The organism is Symmachiella macrocystis (genome assembly GCF_007860075.1).
Taxonomy (GTDB): Bacteria; Planctomycetota; Planctomycetia; order Planctomycetales; family Planctomycetaceae; genus Symmachiella; species Symmachiella macrocystis.
This window is the reverse complement of record NZ_SJPP01000003.1, coordinates 937673-954783: the sequence shown is the minus strand read 5'-3', so window position 1 is coordinate 954783 and position 17111 is coordinate 937673. Positions and strand designations below refer to the sequence as shown.

The window sequence follows — 17111 nt, the reverse complement described above, 5'->3', positions numbered from 1 at the left end:
GTACTGGCGAAGCCAGTGGCACCCAACTGACGTCTGAAATTGTGGCAACCGACTCGACCACGTGCGACTGTCCAGTGCGTTGATTCCCGCGAGTGGGGAGGTAGCGGAATGCTGGCTGAGGCTTACGCCGTTTCAATATCGCGTGGCATTGGAAAACGCTGCTTGGCGTGGCGTGCCCGATTTCATCACGGTACCCCCAGACGGAGCAGTCGGGCAGCATTGCTGTGGGCGATTTTCTCGCGGGTTTTGGCTTCGACGTCGAAGGTACGGAACAGGTCGAATTGCGGAAACGATTCTTGCGTCAGATCGTAAAAGTCGGTGCCGAACAGTAACCGGTCCGCGCGTCGCTGCAAAAACGCGCTGCCAAACTCACGGTCGCGCAACAAGGCATGTGCGCCGCTGGAAGACAGGTCGCCATAGAGATTCGGGTATCGATCCATCAACGCATCGATGGCGCCGCCCGGAGCAACCGGTCCTGCGGGATAGCCGACGTGTAGGTCGGGCTGTGCCAATCCCCCGGCAATCGACGCCCACCAACCTTTGCCATGGCCGATCATTACCAATTCAGGAAACGTTTTGAGCACCTTTGCCAATCCTGGCAAGCCCGGTTTGTCCATGTTGGCCCGATTGTCTAGGTGAAACAGTACCGGCAATTTGGCAGCGGAGCACGCTTCGAACAGTTTCATGTTCAGCGGATCATCGATGTCCAACAAAGCTTTATGCTCACCAAATCCCCGTGCCCCGGCATCGACGTAGCGGTTGAGCATGTCGACGACTTGCTTGGTTTCGGGCAGATGGGTACCGAGCGTCCGCGGATCGATCGCACAAAATGGGATCAGGCGATCGGGGTGTCTTGCGGCTTCAGTAATGACAAATTCGCTGGTGACCGGATACCAAAAGGCCTCGGGAGAGACCAGCGGCAACACGGCGGCGCGCTCGACGTCGTGAGCGTCCATCCACCGTAACAGCACGTCAGCGGTCACCGGTCCCCGTTCGGCGCCAAACCAGCGATGCGTCAAATGCACATGGAAGTCTAAATAGCGGGGAGTTTTTTCAGGCTGCGATTCAGCAGCAAACAGCGTCGGCCCCGCCGCCAGCGCGGTCGCCGTGCCAGCAAGAAATTCGCGTCGGGAAATCGTGTGCGGCATGTTCGGTGTTCTCCACTGGACAGACAGTCTAGGCGGCAACCTCGTTGAGAACAGCATACGCGATCAGCAGGGCGCTCGCCAAATAACCGATGCCAAATCGGTGAGAAACGGCAACGAATCGGGGGCAGTCCAACACCTGCCCATGCGGTTTCGATGCGCGGCGTTTGGCCGCAATTGAAGAAAATTAACCACGAAAACAACGAAAGACACGAAAAGGAACTTCCGTTTTTAATGCCGTCTTGCTTATTTGAGTTCGACTTCAGCGCCATAAGACTTTGTCGCTTTCGCTAGGGTTTTCTGTGGTTTTTCGTGTGTTTCGTTTTTTTCGTGGTTCGTAACTTTCCGACCAATAGTCACCGGTGGGAACTTAGGCAGTATGCTTGCAACGTTGTGGCGGAATCGTTTAGATAAATGGGTGTCGATGTATTAGGCAATACACAATCCCGCCTGAGCTGTACTCCCTCCGCAATTCCCACCGCTAGGATTTGGCATCATGGAAATCACCTGGAAATTGGCACGTGTCTTTGCCGTTTTAATTCTGCTCTCGTCGACTCACCCGGCCAGCGCCGCCGACGTCGTCGTGAATGTCGAAACGCCGATGCCTCCGCCAGCCTGGGCTGTGATGCAACGGGATTTGCTCCGTGAGAATCTGACTGCCTGCCGGGAATTCTTTGATAAGTATTTCGACGAGCGCGGCTATTTGATGTGCGTCGAACGTTGGGGAGGAGACGACGGGCCCGACGATGCGATCGAGAATTGTAACGATTGGCCCATCTTGCACGCGTTGGGTGCTTCTGACGAAATTCTCAAGATGTACAAGCATGCTTGGGAGGGGCATCTGCGGCAATTCACCGAAGCCAAGACGGTCGAAGTTCCTTTTGCCCGCGACGGGATGTATTACAAAGAGTTCCCGGTGACGATGGATTGGGTCCACAATGGCGAGGGGCTTACGGTTTTTGATCTGCAAGGCCTGGGTGACCCCAATGACAATGCGTTTCGCCAACGTGTGCGGCGCTTCGCCGGGTTTTATCTCAACGAAGATCCCGGTGCGCAAAACTACGATCCCCGCCACAAGATTATCCGCAGCCTGTTTAACGGCAGCCGCGGTCCGCTGATGCGTAAAGCCACCGGCTTGGATTGGGCGGGTGACCCGATTGAGGTCAAAGGACGATTCAAGCCGCGGCATGGCGAAGATACTTACGAACAGATGCTTGAGCATTTTCAGGACTACAACGACATTGTCGGCGACCATCCACAAAACATGGGCGCGACCTCATTGGCGCTCAACGCCTATATGCTCTCCCACGAACCGAAGTACAAAGAGTGGTTGCTGGAATACGTCGATGCCTGGCGGGAACGGACTTTGCGCAACGACGGCATCATTCCCACCAATATCGGCTTGAATGGGAAAATTGGCGGCGAAACCGACGGCAAATGGTATGGCGGAGTTTACGGGTGGGGGTTTTCCGTTCGCAACCCGGCCAACGGACAACTGGCGCACCGCAACACGCATGGTCTGGGGATTACCGGGTTCGGCAATGCATTGTTATTAACGGGTGACCAAAAATATGTCGACGTCTGGCGCGATATGATCAAGGCGATCAACGCGCAGGTCAAAACGATCAACGGCAAAAAAATGTACCCGCGGATGTACGGCGACAACGGTTGGTACAATTACGGGCCGTCCCCCTACGCACAAGGCGCGCAAGAGATTTATTATTGGTCGATGTTGCCGGAAGATCGCGAACGTCTGGGCAGCAACGCTTGGCTGAATTATCTCGACGGCAAAGATCCTACTTACCCGGTCCGCGCTCTCCAAGCGGATTTCGCTGCGATTCGTCGTAAGGTCGAAGGCATGCGAAACGACGACACGACACCCGACACGCGGTTGTCCGATGATCCGATGCCTTTCAATCCTTGCAGCGTGAACTCGTTGATTTCCCAGATGTTGGGCGGGATTCATCCCGGTCATCGCGGTGCTCCACTGCATTGCCGCTTGCGTTATTTCGACCCGATCAAACGGCGGGCGGGCGTCCCCGATTCGGTGGCGGCTTTGGTTGAGAAACTTTCCGCCGACCAAACAACAGTCACGTTGATTAACACCAGCCAATCACAACCGCGGGATGTGGTGGTGCAAGGGGGAGCCTATGGGGAACACCAATGCGAGTCGATCGTGATTGACGGCATCGCCACGGATATCAACGCGCCTTCGTTTACGGTACGCTTAGCACCGGGGTCGGGGACGAAAATCATTATCAATATGCAGCGCTACGCGAACCAGCCGACGATGTTGTTTCCCTGGGATCAAGCGTCGCTGAAGTAGTGCAGTGTCAAATTGAAGAACGAGAGTGCCACTGGCTCTGTCAATGTTTCGCAAGTCTCGTGCAGATTTGAAGTTGCACTGGTACGCCCTGTGACTGCCGCCCCATTTTCAACTCTTTGGTGACCGCTTCCCCGGCTGATTTCACGCGGTTTCGAGGCATCTGGTGATTCCACGCCCAAAAAATTCGTTTTATAGAAAGGTCTTGGTTATAATCCGGTATATGCGTCACCTCTCGTAAGGAATTCGCAGAATGTCCCAGGCTGAAATTGCCCAACACGGCGCGATCGAGCAACTGACAGAGCGGTTGCGGAAATTTGAATCCGCTGGGGTGCCCAAACCGCCGTATTATTTGCTGAGCGATTACCTGGGCTTTTTGGTCGACAATCAGTTGCTGCCGCGCGAAACGTCAGACAACATGCAGGCGATCTACAATGCCGTCCGCTACGGCGATGCGCCGATCGACGAAGGAATCTTGGTCAAGACGCTCGCGCAAGTTGATGCTGCGTTGGCGACTTTACGCGAGATGAATCGATCGGACATCGAGACTTTGGGGGAATCGCTCGCAAGTTCTCTGGTTCCTGCTGAGACACCGGGCCAGGTTCCTGCTCCGTCGCCGGTGAAGCCAGCATCGGCGACTGCCCCTGATATTCCGGCATTCCCCAGGAGCGAATCGGCTGACGATTTATCAAGGTTCATGCCGGTCGCAAATCCTCCCATTCGTAAGTCGCTGCGTATCCTGGCCGGCGGGTTCCTGTGGACGTTGATTGTGCTAGTGGCCGGATATTATGGACATGACAAAATTTCTTCCTTATTGAAAAAGGAAGAGCCCGCCAAGCTTCAATGGGAAGATCCAGAACGCAAGTTAGTGCAAGACAGGGAGTCGCGAAAAGGCCACCAACAATTTGTAACCAATCGGCGCGCTTTAATTCAGCAGACTGATATAGAAAAAGAACGTCAAGATTTGCTGGTGAATTTGGCTCGATTCCATCTCAGGAATGGAGAATATGGCGAGTTCTATTTCATCTATGATTCGCTGATCAGGCAGGATCCGAACAACCCACACAACAAAATCAACTTCGCGGGATTTCTGTTGGACAAGACGAATCCGTGGTATCACGATCCAAATCGTGCGTTGCAACTCGCCGAGGAGGCGGTTGCTTTGGACCCAGACACCTATTCACTGCGAGTGCTTGCCGAAGCATTGTATCAAACAGGTGACGCGGAACAGGCGAAGGATTTCCGACAAAAGGCGGACATTGCCTTATATGAAGCGGAAATTAAAGGAAGAGGAAGACTAAGAGGAATTGGAATTCTGAGGTTCAGCGAAAATGGTCGAGGAGTTCCACCGGTCAGCGGGCCTGGATCGCTCGTCCCCAAAAAAAGCGGCACCGCGGAGTGGCCTGGGGATTGATCGCGACTAGCAACTTGTTGGAAAAACCAAAAAACACGCGAGTGTTGGGTGACAGGACTGGTTTGTCCAGCAATCTTGACGAGTGTCCTTCAATCGGCGGTTACTGCTTCGGATCACAAGGTTTGGCGACATCTGAAGAGATTTGACCGAAAAGATTCGCCAACCAGAAAGGTGTTGCTATAATCAGACAGGTGTCCGTCAACTCTCGTAAGGAAATTACGGCATGGCCCAGGCTGAAATTGCCCCCAATGGCACGATCGAGCAACTGACGGAGCGGTTGCGGAATTTTGAATCCGCTGGGCTACCCAAGCCGCCGAATTACTTACTGAGCGATTATCTTTGTTTTTTGGTCGACAACGAGTTGCTGCCTCGCGAAACGTCGGACAACGTGCAAGCGATCTACAATGACGGCCGCTACGGCGATGCGCATATCGATGAAGGGGTGTTGGCTAAGACACTCTCGCAACTTGATGCGGCATTGGCGGCGATCCACAAGATGGATCGACCTGACATCCAAGCTTTGGCGCAAACACTGGCCAGTTTTCAGGTATCTGTGGAGACCTCTGACCAGGAGCTCGCTCAACCACCTGTGCAATCAGCATTAGCGACTCCGACAGCAGCGCCCGAGATTCCAGTACCGCCTCCGAGTGAAACCGCCAAGGACTCATCACAATTGATGCCCATCCCGAAATCCCACTTGGGTTTGTGGCCCGGCATCATCGTCTGCGGGATTCTCTGGACGTTGGTTGTGTTGGTGGCAGGATATTTCGGACATGACAAAATATCCGCGATGTTTCCGGGGAGTCACATAAAAACCCACAAATTGGTGGACGACACGGCATTGTTAGAACGTCGTCGGAAATTTATTGAGGATCGGCGTGCTTTGATTACAGAGGCTAAGTCGGAGGGGGAACGCCAAAATGAGATGCGTAGTTTGGGTCAGGCTCATATTGCGCGTGGCGAGTATGGCGAGTATTATTTCATCTACGATTCGTTGCTTCAGCAGGATCCGAGTAACGACCGGAACAAAGTTAAATTGGCGGAGTTACTCTTGGACTTAACATCGTCGTGGTATCACGATCCGGTTCGCGCGCGAAAACTCCTCGAAGAATCGGTTACCGTGGACTCAGCCCCCTATTCTCGCAAACTACTTGCCGAGGCATTGTATCAAACTGGAGACAAGGAACGTGCGATTGAAATCAGACGTGGAGTAGACTCCGACTATGAGGAGATGCCGGAGCGTAAACAGTGGATCTTTCGTGATCGTGGCCGCAGGTTCACCTGGGAGATGGACGAGAGTTATCCCACAAAAACTGGGCGAGATCAGAGTGCGTCCAGGAATTGATCGTGACTTGGCCGGTTAAGGCTTGGTCGCGTTGCGCGGTGCTGCTACAGCATACATACGGTGGTTGCCCCGAAAATAAATCGTGCCGTCCACGATCGCGGGCGTAGCAAAAAAGTCTCCCTCGAGTTTGTTCTTGGCAAGAATTTCTCCCTCGGGCCCCATTTTTAGCACGGTGCACAGACCGTTTTTGCTCAGGCAATAGACTTTGCCATCGCCGGCCAAGACCGATGCGCGATAAGAGCTATCCCCCAACCGCTTGCGGTAGTGGACGTCGCCGGTTTGCAGATCCATGCAAATGCCAACGCCGTTTTCCCGCACCATGTACAATTTGCCTTCATAGGCGGTGGGCGTGGTAATGTCGCAGCTTTCGCGGGGAAAGGTCCACATGCGACCCGATTGCGTGATGTCGCCCTTACCACCGGTTTTTATGGCGATGGCCCGGCCGATCCCCCCTTTGCCCGGATTGGGTGCGCATTGGACGACCACCTCTTCGCTCACCACGGGCGAGGAGATAATGCGGCCGAATTCGCTATTCACTTTCAAGCCCCCACTGATCCAGATCTGTTTCCCGGAATCCAAATCGTAGGCATTGATGTGGTCCGCGCCGGCAACCACCAGTTGATCGCCTTTAGGGGTTTGCAGCACGATGGGCGAGGAATAACTATCTGGTCCGTCGTCGGCGGCTGGGAGTTTGCGGTCGGACTTCCAGACTTCGTCACCGGTTTTTTTGTCCAACGCGACGACGTAGGACGGGCCTTTGGTCATGCAAGCAATGTAGAGATTGTCGCCCCACAGTCGCGGCGAGGAGGCCATGCCGAAACGGATTTCATAAGGGCCGTAGTCCTTAACCAGATCGCGCCGCCAAACTTCGTTGCCATCCACATCGAGACAGACCAGCAACCCGGTGCCAAAGTAGGCCCAGACATGCTGCTCATCCGCCGAGGGACAAGGGGTCGCCGGGTTGTGTCGGTGCGTGTAAAGTTCCTTGGGCCCATAGGCGGACAACACGCCGTCGCCCACCTTTTGCTTCCAAGCAATTGTGCCGCTGTCACGCTCAATCGCAACCACCCACAGCGCTTTGTCCTCGGTCTGAGAGGTGACGAATAGACGCTTAGAATTCACCGCCGGCGACGATTCTCCCCGTCCCGGTAAATTGATTTTCCAAGCCACATTTTTATCCATCGACCATTCGAGCGGGAGATTCGACTCATTCGAAACGCCGGTCCCGGCAGCGCCGCGAAAGCCCGACCAATTCTCAGCCATCGCTGCGGTTGAAGTGCAGAACAAAGTCAACGTGATGAGATATCGCAATCCGTTCATGGGTGTCCTTTGTCTCAATGTTGCCGGGGATTTGATTGGGTTGCTGGGAAATTGACTGGAAGCGGCGGTTGAATCGGATTATGGTGCATATCGCAAGGACACGCAATATGCATGGGGCAAGTTCAATGCCATGCAGTGTACGATATCGAACGTTCCATATAATTCAGTTCTGACCAGCAGAGAATTCTCATGCATCTCCGATTTCTCATCGCAATCTCTAGCCTCCTGGTTTTGGCCCCCGTAGCGGACGCCCAAGACGTGTCGAAGAAAAAAAGCAGTGTGCCCCCGCCCACCCATGCCGACGTCAAATACGGTCCGCACGACCGCCATGTGATGGATGTTTGGCTGGCCGAATCGGACAAGCCGACGCCCGTGTTGGTTTCCATCCACGGCGGTGCATTTCGGCATGGCGACAAGAGCGTCAGCAGGCCTGTGCTGCGTGAATGTTTGAAATCCGGGATTTCCGTCGTGGCGATCACCTATCGGTTTACGCCTGACCATATCGCGCCGGCCCAACACCAGGATGCGGCGCGGGCGGTGCAGTTTGTGCGGCACAATGCCGACAAGTGGAATCTTGATCCCACAAAAATCGCTGCTGTCGGCGGATCGGCGGGGGCGGGGATGTCGCTGTGGCTCGGTTTTCATGACGACATGGCCGACCCGAAAAATGAAGACCCCGTCTTACGGGAGTCGACGCGGCTGACTTGCATGGCGGTGAACAACGGGCAGACTTCCTATGACCCGCGTTTCATTCGCAAGCTCTATCCCGGCACCGACACCTACAGCAACTCCGCACTGGCGCAATTGTTCGACATCGATATGAAACAACTCGACAACCTGCCGGCAGAGAAGTACAAACTGTTCGAAGAAGTCTCGGCCCTCACGCATCTCACCGCTGATGATCCGCCGGTGTTGATGACCTACGACAGCGACTACGACACCCCAATCAGCAGCCGCAGCATCGGCATTCATCACCCGCGATTTGGCAAAGTCCTCAAGGAGCGGATGGACAAAATGGGCATCGAATGCGTCGTGCATACCGATTTCAAAAAAACTGGTAACACCCGCGCGAACCAAGTTGTGCCATTTTTGAAAAAGCATCTGCTGACGGACGGCAAATAGCGTCGGGTTCGCTGCACTGCACAACAACGTATTGAAAAGCACATAATCGCGTCATCGATGCACATTCGCAAATATCAGCTCGGCGAGGAAACCGAATTATGGCGGTTGTTTTTTGCCACGATTCACAACGTGAACATCCGTGACTACACCGCAGAGCAGGTCGAGGCTTGGGCGCCGGATACTATCGACAAGCATCTGTGGCGGGCGCGGATTGAGACGATGCAACCTTACGTCTGTGTGGCTGGCGACGACGTTGTGGGGTATGCGGGTTTACTACCGTCGGGGTACATCGATCACTTCTATGTGCATCACGAACGGCAAGGGCAGGGGGTGGGCAAACTGTTGTATGCGGCGATTGAAGCCGACGCGCACCAGCAGAATCTCGACGAACTAACCGCCGACGTCAGCATCACCGCCCGCCCCTTTTTCACTGCCCGTGGTTTTACTGTTGTCGCGCAGCAAGAGGTCTCGCGAGGGACGACAGTGTTGAGGAACTTCAAGATGATCAAGCGGTTGAGCAACGCGTAAAATTGGATCTATACCTGCTCTACAAAATCCCCCAAGTCATCGTGGGTGAAAACCAAACCTTCCAAGGCCCCGAAGCCCACGTCCGCAGCCGCGGCGTCGACGTGCAGGTGGTTGATAACGCCGAGTGCGTGGAACTGATGCGGCAGTTTATCGCCGACCGGCCGGAGTTGTGGGGGGAGGATATTGGGGAGGTGGTGTAGGCGACTCAAACGCAATCGGAAGGCATTTCTTAACGAAGGAAATCGTAATTATGGGTGCTCAACTATGGTATCAATTCTCTAGCCCACAAGAATCCCCGCTCGATGCGTTGCATGAACTTCAGGACCAACGTGTGGCGGACTATGATTTACCGTCAATGATCGAGGAGACTCTTAAAGGTGCACGGGACGCAGTCGAAGAATGCCGGCGCGACGATCCCTGTGAAATATTGGAACTCTATGAATCTTTCCTTTTTGACATTGAACAGGTCGCTGCCGCGGAGATCCCGGACGATTGGCAAGGTCGTTTAGAAATACTCAATAAACTCAATGCCGGTAGTGGGGAAGGCCTGGGGAACATTCTTGATGTATTGGGAGTCTCCGACGACGAAGAGTTCGGATACGCATACCTTTATTCCGATGAGGAATTGAGCCAACAATTCGAGATAGAACGTCCCACGATTGCGGAAGCGAAAGCCGCTATTGAAGAAATTAACACGGAACTACATCGCGGCGAGAGCGTTTGTTTTCGGGTTTTCGCAGAGGACCGCACATCTCTTGCAGGATGGTGTTTTGTCGGCAATTCGGTCGACTAAAATCCCCGCCAAGTAGGCCAAGACAAGTAGGGTCCGCTGTGCGGACCGCACCCGATCACTCCGGCGTCACATACGCCGCCGTGATCCCGCCATCGACCGTGAACTCCGCCCCCGTCATATACGATGAATCATCCGACGCCAAAAACAGCACCGCTTTGGCCATCTCTGCTGCCAGGCCGAAGCGGCCCATGGGGATGTGGACTAGGCGGCGTTGTTTTTTCTCTTCGGTGTCGAGAAAGCTCATCAGCAGTTCGGTTTTCAGTGGACCGGGGCAGAGGGCGTTGACGCGGATATTTTCGCGGGCGTGGATGACGGCCAATTCGCGGGACATGGCGAGCACGCCTCCTTTGCTAGCGGTGTAGGCCAGTTGCGGCGTGGCGGCGCCCATTAAGGCGACGAACGAGGCGGTGTTGATGATCGAACCGCCGCCCGATTTGCGAATCGCCGGGATCCCGTATTTGCAGCCCAGGAAGACCCCTTTGAGATTGATGGCCATCGTCAATTCCCAAATCTTCTCCGTCGTCTGCTCCGCATCACCATCGTCACCATGCATGATGCCGGCGTTGTTGAACATCACATGCAGACCGCCGAACGAATCCTCGGCCGTGCGGACCATGTTCTCGCAATCGGCCGCTTGGGAAATATCGGCATGTACATAAACCGCTTCGCCACCGGCCGATTGGATCGTCGCAACCGTTTCCTCACCGCCGGTATCGTTGACATCAACGACGACGACTTTGGCGCCTTCGGCAGCGAAAAGCGTGCTGGTTTCACGTCCAATACCGCTGCCGCCGCCGGTGATCAGGGCGACTTTGTTTTCTAATCGCATGTTGTTTATCTCGCTTGGTGAATCGTGATCGTTGTGATTGTTGTGCGCGGGTCTCCCGACCCCGCACTCGCTCGACCGTAGGTCTCCCGTAGAACCAGGGAGACCTGCGGTCGAGCCCGTGGCAAGTTCAGAAGTCCTTGCCACAACAGAGCGACGCCCCCCACATTTGTGGTTTAGCGTAGCATGAAATTTGGTTCGTGAAAGTCTGCGGGTGGGGAATGATTGACGTTGTCGTTGTGCCGGGGTAGAAGGGAGCGTGTTGGTGTTTTTTTTAATCGGGGAGAACGATGCATGTCGAGCGACCACGCACCTGTGACCGAGATTGTCGGCAGTGGGGATTATGTTTACCAGGCCTGTGCGACTTGGCATCAGATGCCTGCGGGGTGGACGTTGACCGAAGCGGTCGGTGTGGCGGTCGATTCGCGGGACCGGGTCTTCGTGTTTGATCGCGGTCCGCACCCGGTGTTGATCTTCGATCGCGAGGGCAACTTCATCGATGCTTGGGGCGAAGAGCAATTCGTCCGTCCGCACGGTATCTGGATCGCGCCGGACGATACGTTGTATCTGACCGACGATCTGGATCACACGATTGGCCATTACACGCCTGATGGCAAATTGTTGCGGACGCTCGGCACCAGCGGACAGGCCAGTGAGACCGGGGTCGTCAATCGCGATTACCGCACGATCCAACGGGGCGGGCCGCCGTTTAATCAACCGACGAATTTGACGCTGGCGCCGTCGGGCGAGATGTTTGTGACCGATGGTTACGGCAACGCGCGGGTGCATAAGTTTTCCGCCGATGGGGAACTGCTCCTCTCCTGGGGCGAACCGGGAACCGGACCGGGGCAATTCAACCTGCCGCACGGAATCGCGATCGACAGTCGCGGACGCGTGTTCGTGGCGGACCGCGAAAACAGCCGGTTGCAGATATTTTCGCCCGAAGGGGAATACCTCGACCAGTGGACGGAAATCGCCCGCCCCTGCCAAATCTTTTTCGATGCCGACGATCGCGCGTACGTGGCGGAGGTCGGATATCATGCGGGGACACCCGACCCGCGTCCCGACGAAACCGGCGGACGATTGAGCATCTTCGACAGCGACGGCAACCTGCTGGCCCGCTGGGGCGGCGGAAAGGACCCCTATCAGCCGGGCGACTTCATCGCTCCGCACGACATATGGGGCGATTCCCGCGGCGACATTTACCTCGGCGAAGTGACCGATTCCGCGGGGGTGCAACGCGGCATGGTCAAAGCGGACTGTCCGTCGTTGCGGAAGTTTACGAAGGTTTTAGCCACGGATTGACACGGATTCTCTCGTTCCCAAGCTCTGCTTGGGAACGCAATTTCACGAAGCTCTGCTTCGCTGGACGGATTAGAGAATTTGTTGGGGCAAGAAATAATTAGGGACTCGAAGCAGAGCTTCGAGAATCTGGGTTCCCAAACAGAGTTTGGGAACCAGTAGGGGAGCGATCAATGCATCATACGTTTCAGCCGACGCACTATCATACGACGATGGGGTCGCATCCAGCGGTGCTGCAGGTGCAGAGTGGGGATTCGGTTTCGACAACCACAATTGATGCGCGGGGGTTTGATCAGCGGCGGGTTTCTGTGTCGCCGCGAGGCAATCCGCAGACCGGGCCGTTTTATGTTGAGGCGGCGGAGCCGGGTGATACTTTGCGGGTGACATTGGATGAGGTGCGGCCGAATCGTACGTATGGGTTTTGCCAATCAAGCTTGGCGGCGAATGTGGTCGATCCCGATTACGTGCTGGAATTGCCGCCGCCCATATTGGCCGAATGGGATGTGGATGTTGATGCGGGAACGGCGACCTTGGTGCGTCCTGAATCGAAGCTAGGCAATTTTGTGTTACCGTTGGCGCCGATGCCGGGGTGTTTCGGCGTGGCTCCCAAGAACGGACAGTTTCTGGACTGCGCAGGCTCCGCCGAACATGGGGGCAACATGGATTATCGCGGCTTTGTGGCCGGCACGACGGTTGATTTTCCGGTGTTCCAACCGGGCGGCTGTTTTTTCATCGGTGACGGGCATGCGGTACAGGGGGATGGCGAAATCTGCGGCGCAGGCGTCGAAATCTCGATGGACGTGCGGTTCACGCTGACGGTGATCAAGGGAAAAACCATTGGTTGGCCACGCGGCGAAAATGAGGAATGGATCTTCACCTGCGGCAACGCCCGTCCGCTCGATCAAGCACTCCAGCATGCAACGACAGAGATGCTGCGTTGGCTGCAACAGGACTATGGCCTCGATGCGCTCTCCGCCAATCTACTGCTCACGCAAGGGGTGCGTTACGAAGTCGGCAATGTGTTCGATCCGCAATACACTATGATTTGCAAAGTTCACAAGGAACTGCTGCGGCAGATTCCGTAGTCTTCTTATGGGAGCGAAAGTATGTTGTGTCGGGTTGTGTTACTCATCGTCAGTGGGGTCTGTCTCTTACTGGCGCGGCCGCTTGTCGCGGATGATAAAACGGATGCGCGCCCGTTGTATCAACGCCAAACCGAAGGGGTTGAGAAAACCTACAACGAAGTGATCCAACAGCAGACGGCTGCGATTCAGGCGGATCCAGCGAACGATCGCGCCTATAGCCGGCGAGGCGATGCGTATTTCTTTACCGGGCAATACGACAAAGCGGTCGCCGACTATGAGAAGATGGTCGAGCTTGATCCGGAGATCGCCGTGCAACATTGGCGTTTAGGACTGGCGTATTATTATGCCGGGCATTACGCCAAAACGGCCAAGCAGTTGGGGCTGTATCATGCCTACGACGATCAGGACCGCGAGAACGGCATTTGGATATTCCTGGCGAAAGCACAGGCCGATGGGGTTGCCGCGGCCCGCAAAAAAATGATTCGTTACAAAAAAGACGATCGCCCGCCGCTGCCGGATGTGTACCGGATGTTCGAAGGCAAATTGACGGCTGACGAACTGCTGAAACGTATTGAGGCGGAAATCAAACAGAAGAAACTTCCCCAGGCGACCCGCGAGCAGCGGTTGTTTTACGCGCATTTGTATATCGGGTTGTTCGCGGAGGCAGAGAAGAAACCCCAGCAAGCCCGCAAATCGTTTCTGGCCGCGACTGAACAAACCTGGCCGCTCAAAGCGGGTGGCGGGCCAGCGTATATGTGGCACTGCGCGCGGTTGCGATTGCTGGAGCTCGACAAAGCGGCCGCATCAGGGGCTAAAGCGAAAGACTGATTCCAGAGGGGCGGAACGTTATAGCGTTCTTTGTGACCGGCTGATCCCGATGGGACGCGGCTTGTGATCGTTTGCGATGCGGTTCGTGTCTTGGGGGAGTCTTACGTTGTCGGTGGTGATGATTATTTTGCGGCGGTGGCTGTGGGCGGTTTGTAGCCGGGGGCGGCGATGAAATTCAGTAGGCTCTTGCCGTCTTCGGCGTTCCAGACGCGGATTTCTCCGTCGTAGCTCCCGGTAGCGACTCGCTTGGTGCCGGGGTGGTAGGTGATCGTGTAGACCCAATCGTTGTGGCCTTTGAATTCGTGAGCGGCCTTGCCGTCGGCTAGGGTATGCTCGTGTCCCAGTTTGTCGGCGCCACAACTGAAGATTTTACCTTCGGGTGTGACGACGATTTCATAGATCTCGTTGCTGAAACCGGCGATCTCGCGAATCTGTTTGGCGTTTTCGGGGTTCCAGATACGGATTTTTTTGTCGCGACCAGAGGTGATCACTTGCTTGCTGTCGCCGCTGAAGGCGACGCCGAAGACTGGTTCTCCGTGGGACGAGAAGGTGACGAGCGAGTCTCCTTTGACGGCATCGAAGACTTTGGAGGTTTTATCCCGGCTGGCGGAGGCGAGTTTGGCGCCGTCGGCTGACCAGGCGAGGTCCATCACCCAGTCGGCATGATCTTCGATGATCAACTGTTGTTTTCCGGTGGCGACTTCGAAGACACGAATGGCCCGGTCGGCACCGCCCACAGCCAGACGCGTTCCGTCGGGGCTGAATTTCACCGTGAAGATAGAATCTTGCGACGTCACGAAATCGCGTAACAGTTTTCCGGTGGCGACATCAAACAATTTGACTTCACCCATCTGCGCGGGTGTGCCGGCAGCGACAGCAATTGTTTTTCCATCGGGGGCGAAGTCGATTCCGTAAACGCGTTCAGCGAGGTTGCCGATGCGCGCGGTCCGTTTTCCATCGGCGGCGTTGAACAAAAGCACCTCATGATATCCGGCGCTGGCCAGCGTCTTACCATCGGGGCTGTAACGCAGGGCCGTAATCGGCATCGGGACGCGATACGATTCGGGAGACGCGGGTTGTGGCAATTTGGGGATAATCGTGGCCAGCGAAGCGTCCGGGCCAACGCCCGCATCGATGACCGCGCCCAGATCGATCCATTTTTTGACGATGGCGATTTCTTCGTCAGTCAGCGGGTCGCTGTCTTCGGGCATCGAACCATCTTCGATCAGTAAGAACAGGTTGGAGTTTTCGCCATCGTGGGGCAGGACCGTATCTCCCTGTTCTCCCCCTTTGACAATGCCGGCGAACGATTCCATGTTGTAGCGGCCTTTGGCCGTCCGCGCGTTGTGGCAGGCGAGGCAGCGTTTGGCGAAGATGGGGGCGACTTGTTCCGAGAACATCACAAACTGGTCGGTCTTGACCATTGCCCTTTGCGAGGCTTGTAGCTTGTTGACGTGTTCGGTTGTGATCGTGTTGAGTGCCAACTGCAATTTGGCCGTTTCGTCTCTAACCGGTTGAGCGTCCGTGTCTGCTTTCTTGACTGATTCAGCGGCTTTGGCGACCGTGGTTTTGAGTGTCTCTATCTGGGCCGTGACAGCGGTCACGGCCGCCGCAGCGTCGGTGGCGGCTTTGGTTGCTGCTGTGGCAGCGGTTTGAGCGTCTTTGTTTTTCTTTTCCGCAGCGGTGACGGCGGCTGTTGCGGCGGTGACTTTTTCGGTATCCGCTTTGGCGGCGGCGGCGGTGCTGGCGGCGACTTTTTCCGTGAGCGCTTTGAGTTCAGCCAATTCTTTGTTTTCAGGAGCCGTTGCTGCTGCAGCGGCGGCGCTGGCAGCTGTCCCGGCCGTGGCCTTAGCTGTAGCGGCGGTCATTTGGGCGGCTTTCTCAGTGGCAGCTTTGGCATCAGCGGCGACTTTGAGTGCGTCGGCGGCTTTATTAGCAGCGGCGTCCGCGGCGGTTTTGGCCTCGGTGGCTTTCTTGGCGGCCTCGGTTTTGGGCGGCAAGTCTTTTTCGGCGGCTGCAAGCTCTGCTTTGGCTTTACGCTCAGCTGTCTTTGCGGCTTGCAATGCGGTTTGCAGAGCCTTCAATTTTTCATTGGATGCTTGGTAGACCTTTTCCGCTGCGGCGCGACGCGTTTCTGCTTCAGCGGCCACTGCGGTTAATTCGACGACGATTTCCTGATTGATCAGTGGCTGGAGTTTGGCCAGTTCGGTTTGCACTTCCTGGTTTTTCGACTTTGCAGCTTTTTGAGCGGCGGCTGTTGCTGCCTGTGCATTCTTTAAAGCTTCTTGCGCGGTGATCAGTGCATCGGCTGCCTTTTTAGCGGCTTCGGCAGCCTTCGAGGCGGCGTCGCGTGCTGCGTCCGCGGCCTTGGCCAATGTTTTCTCCTGCGCAGAGATTTCGCTAGCAGCTTTCTTGGCGGCGGTGACCTTGGCGGCGGCTTCGTCCGCCTGCTGCTTCAGGGTAGCGGCCTTTTCGCGCGCGGTTGGTTCCGCGGCGGAGAGCGGTCCCGCAAGGGCGATGCAGACAACTCCGGCAATCACAACGGACAACTGACCTGGCTTAGGTGTCCATGGCATGGCTTAACGCTCCCCAATTGAATGTCATCCGCAAATACCGGCAATAATCTCCAGCCGCATTCGGTGATTGTGTCGAATCAAACGATTCTGCGGGCGACGATTGCTGGGTGTGGATGGAAAAATCTGGTGTGATCGATGCCGCTGAGCTGCTCAGCGACGGAGTGGTTCGCTCGTCACAACAGCCATAGGCGGCAGATCTTAGCGAAAGCCGATTGTTATCGGCACATTCTCCAGTTTACCAGATCAAACCAACCGGATTCCAGCCTGAGATCGGCCGTGCGGCCTGGATTCTACAGAAAATCCATTGCATGCCGGACGAACCGATTCGGGACACGCCCAGAGGGCAAGGCGCAGGATTCGTTGAATATCAGCGACTCAGGCTGGGGGACCCGGTTGTCGAGACCATAGCAATGCGTCGCATCGCTGCGAGTGTGAAGGGGGCGCTTCCTCGGGGCGCACACTCCCCTTGTCGGCGCGAGGAATCTTCGCACGACATACTGATTG

General features: G+C 55.8%; 13 protein-coding genes and 1 pseudogene. 10 read left to right on the top strand and 4 right to left on the bottom strand.

Annotated features, from left to right (window positions below):
- Positions 1-185: 185 nt before the first annotated feature.
- Complete coding sequence (locus CA54_RS27155; protein WP_197532876.1) at positions 186-1148, bottom strand: amidohydrolase family protein; 963 nt, start codon at positions 1146-1148, stop codon at positions 186-188.
- Between the two features lie 493 nt (positions 1149-1641).
- Here CA54_RS27155 and CA54_RS27150 point away from each other — a divergent pair, with 493 nt between their 5' ends.
- The 3 genes from CA54_RS27150 (at position 1642) to CA54_RS27140 (ending at position 6227) form a co-directional block, all read left to right on the top strand.
- Positions 1642-3471, top strand: a complete 1830-nt coding sequence (locus CA54_RS27150) for a hypothetical protein (protein WP_197532875.1) — start codon at positions 1642-1644, stop codon at positions 3469-3471.
- A 415-nt stretch (positions 3472-3886) separates the two neighbouring features.
- The gene (locus tag CA54_RS27145) at positions 3887-4882 is read left to right on the top strand and encodes a tetratricopeptide repeat protein (RefSeq protein WP_146374108.1); all 996 of its coding nucleotides are present in this window, start codon (positions 3887-3889) and stop codon (positions 4880-4882) included.
- A gap of 223 nt (positions 4883-5105) precedes the next feature.
- Complete coding sequence (locus CA54_RS27140) at positions 5106-6227, top strand: tetratricopeptide repeat protein (protein ID WP_146374107.1); 1122 nt, start codon at positions 5106-5108, stop codon at positions 6225-6227.
- A gap of 15 nt (positions 6228-6242) precedes the next feature.
- Here CA54_RS27140 and CA54_RS27135 read toward each other — a convergent pair whose 3' ends face one another.
- Positions 6243-7547: an outer membrane protein assembly factor BamB family protein gene (locus tag CA54_RS27135; protein ID WP_146374106.1), complete on the bottom strand. Its 1305-nt coding sequence runs from the start codon at positions 7545-7547 to the stop codon at positions 6243-6245.
- A gap of 279 nt (positions 7548-7826) precedes the next feature.
- On the opposite strand from CA54_RS27135, the gene CA54_RS27130 reads away from it, so the two are divergent.
- The 4 genes and pseudogenes from CA54_RS27130 to CA54_RS27115 all read left to right on the top strand — a co-directional run bounded on the left by CA54_RS27130 (position 7827) and on the right by CA54_RS27115 (position 9990).
- Entirely contained in the window at positions 7827-8669 is an 843-nt protein-coding gene (locus tag CA54_RS27130) for an alpha/beta hydrolase (protein WP_197532874.1), read from the top strand.
- A 57-nt stretch (positions 8670-8726) separates the two neighbouring features.
- A complete protein-coding gene (locus CA54_RS27125; protein ID WP_146374104.1) occupies positions 8727-9197 on the top strand; it encodes a GNAT family N-acetyltransferase in 471 nt (156 codons plus the stop codon).
- Positions 9198-9211: 14 nt separating this feature from the next.
- Positions 9212-9397, top strand: a pseudogene (locus CA54_RS27120) (nucleoside deaminase); the annotation flags it as partial.
- A 50-nt stretch (positions 9398-9447) separates the two neighbouring features.
- The gene (locus CA54_RS27115) at positions 9448-9990 is read left to right on the top strand and encodes a hypothetical protein (RefSeq protein WP_146374103.1); all 543 of its coding nucleotides are present in this window, start codon (positions 9448-9450) and stop codon (positions 9988-9990) included.
- A gap of 55 nt (positions 9991-10045) precedes the next feature.
- Here CA54_RS27115 and CA54_RS27110 read toward each other — a convergent pair whose 3' ends face one another.
- Positions 10046-10819: a glucose 1-dehydrogenase gene (locus CA54_RS27110; RefSeq protein WP_146374102.1), complete on the bottom strand. Its 774-nt coding sequence runs from the start codon at positions 10817-10819 to the stop codon at positions 10046-10048.
- 291 nt (positions 10820-11110) lie between these two features.
- Here CA54_RS27110 and CA54_RS27105 point away from each other — a divergent pair, with 291 nt between their 5' ends.
- The 3 genes from CA54_RS27105 to CA54_RS27095 all read left to right on the top strand — a co-directional run bounded on the left by CA54_RS27105 (position 11111) and on the right by CA54_RS27095 (position 14031).
- Positions 11111-12121 carry a peptidyl-alpha-hydroxyglycine alpha-amidating lyase family protein gene (locus CA54_RS27105; protein ID WP_146374101.1) on the top strand — a complete coding sequence of 337 codons (1011 nt, stop codon included), beginning with the start codon at positions 11111-11113 and terminating at the stop codon, positions 12119-12121.
- A gap of 170 nt (positions 12122-12291) precedes the next feature.
- Entirely contained in the window at positions 12292-13203 is a 912-nt protein-coding gene (locus tag CA54_RS27100; protein ID WP_146374100.1) for an acetamidase/formamidase family protein, read from the top strand.
- A 21-nt stretch (positions 13204-13224) separates the two neighbouring features.
- Positions 13225-14031: a tetratricopeptide repeat protein gene (locus CA54_RS27095; RefSeq protein WP_146374099.1), complete on the top strand. Its 807-nt coding sequence runs from the start codon at positions 13225-13227 to the stop codon at positions 14029-14031.
- A 122-nt stretch (positions 14032-14153) separates the two neighbouring features.
- Here CA54_RS27095 and CA54_RS27090 read toward each other — a convergent pair whose 3' ends face one another.
- Positions 14154-16607, bottom strand: a complete 2454-nt coding sequence (locus CA54_RS27090; protein ID WP_146374098.1) for a c-type cytochrome domain-containing protein — start codon at positions 16605-16607, stop codon at positions 14154-14156.
- Positions 16608-17111 lie beyond the last annotated feature (504 nt).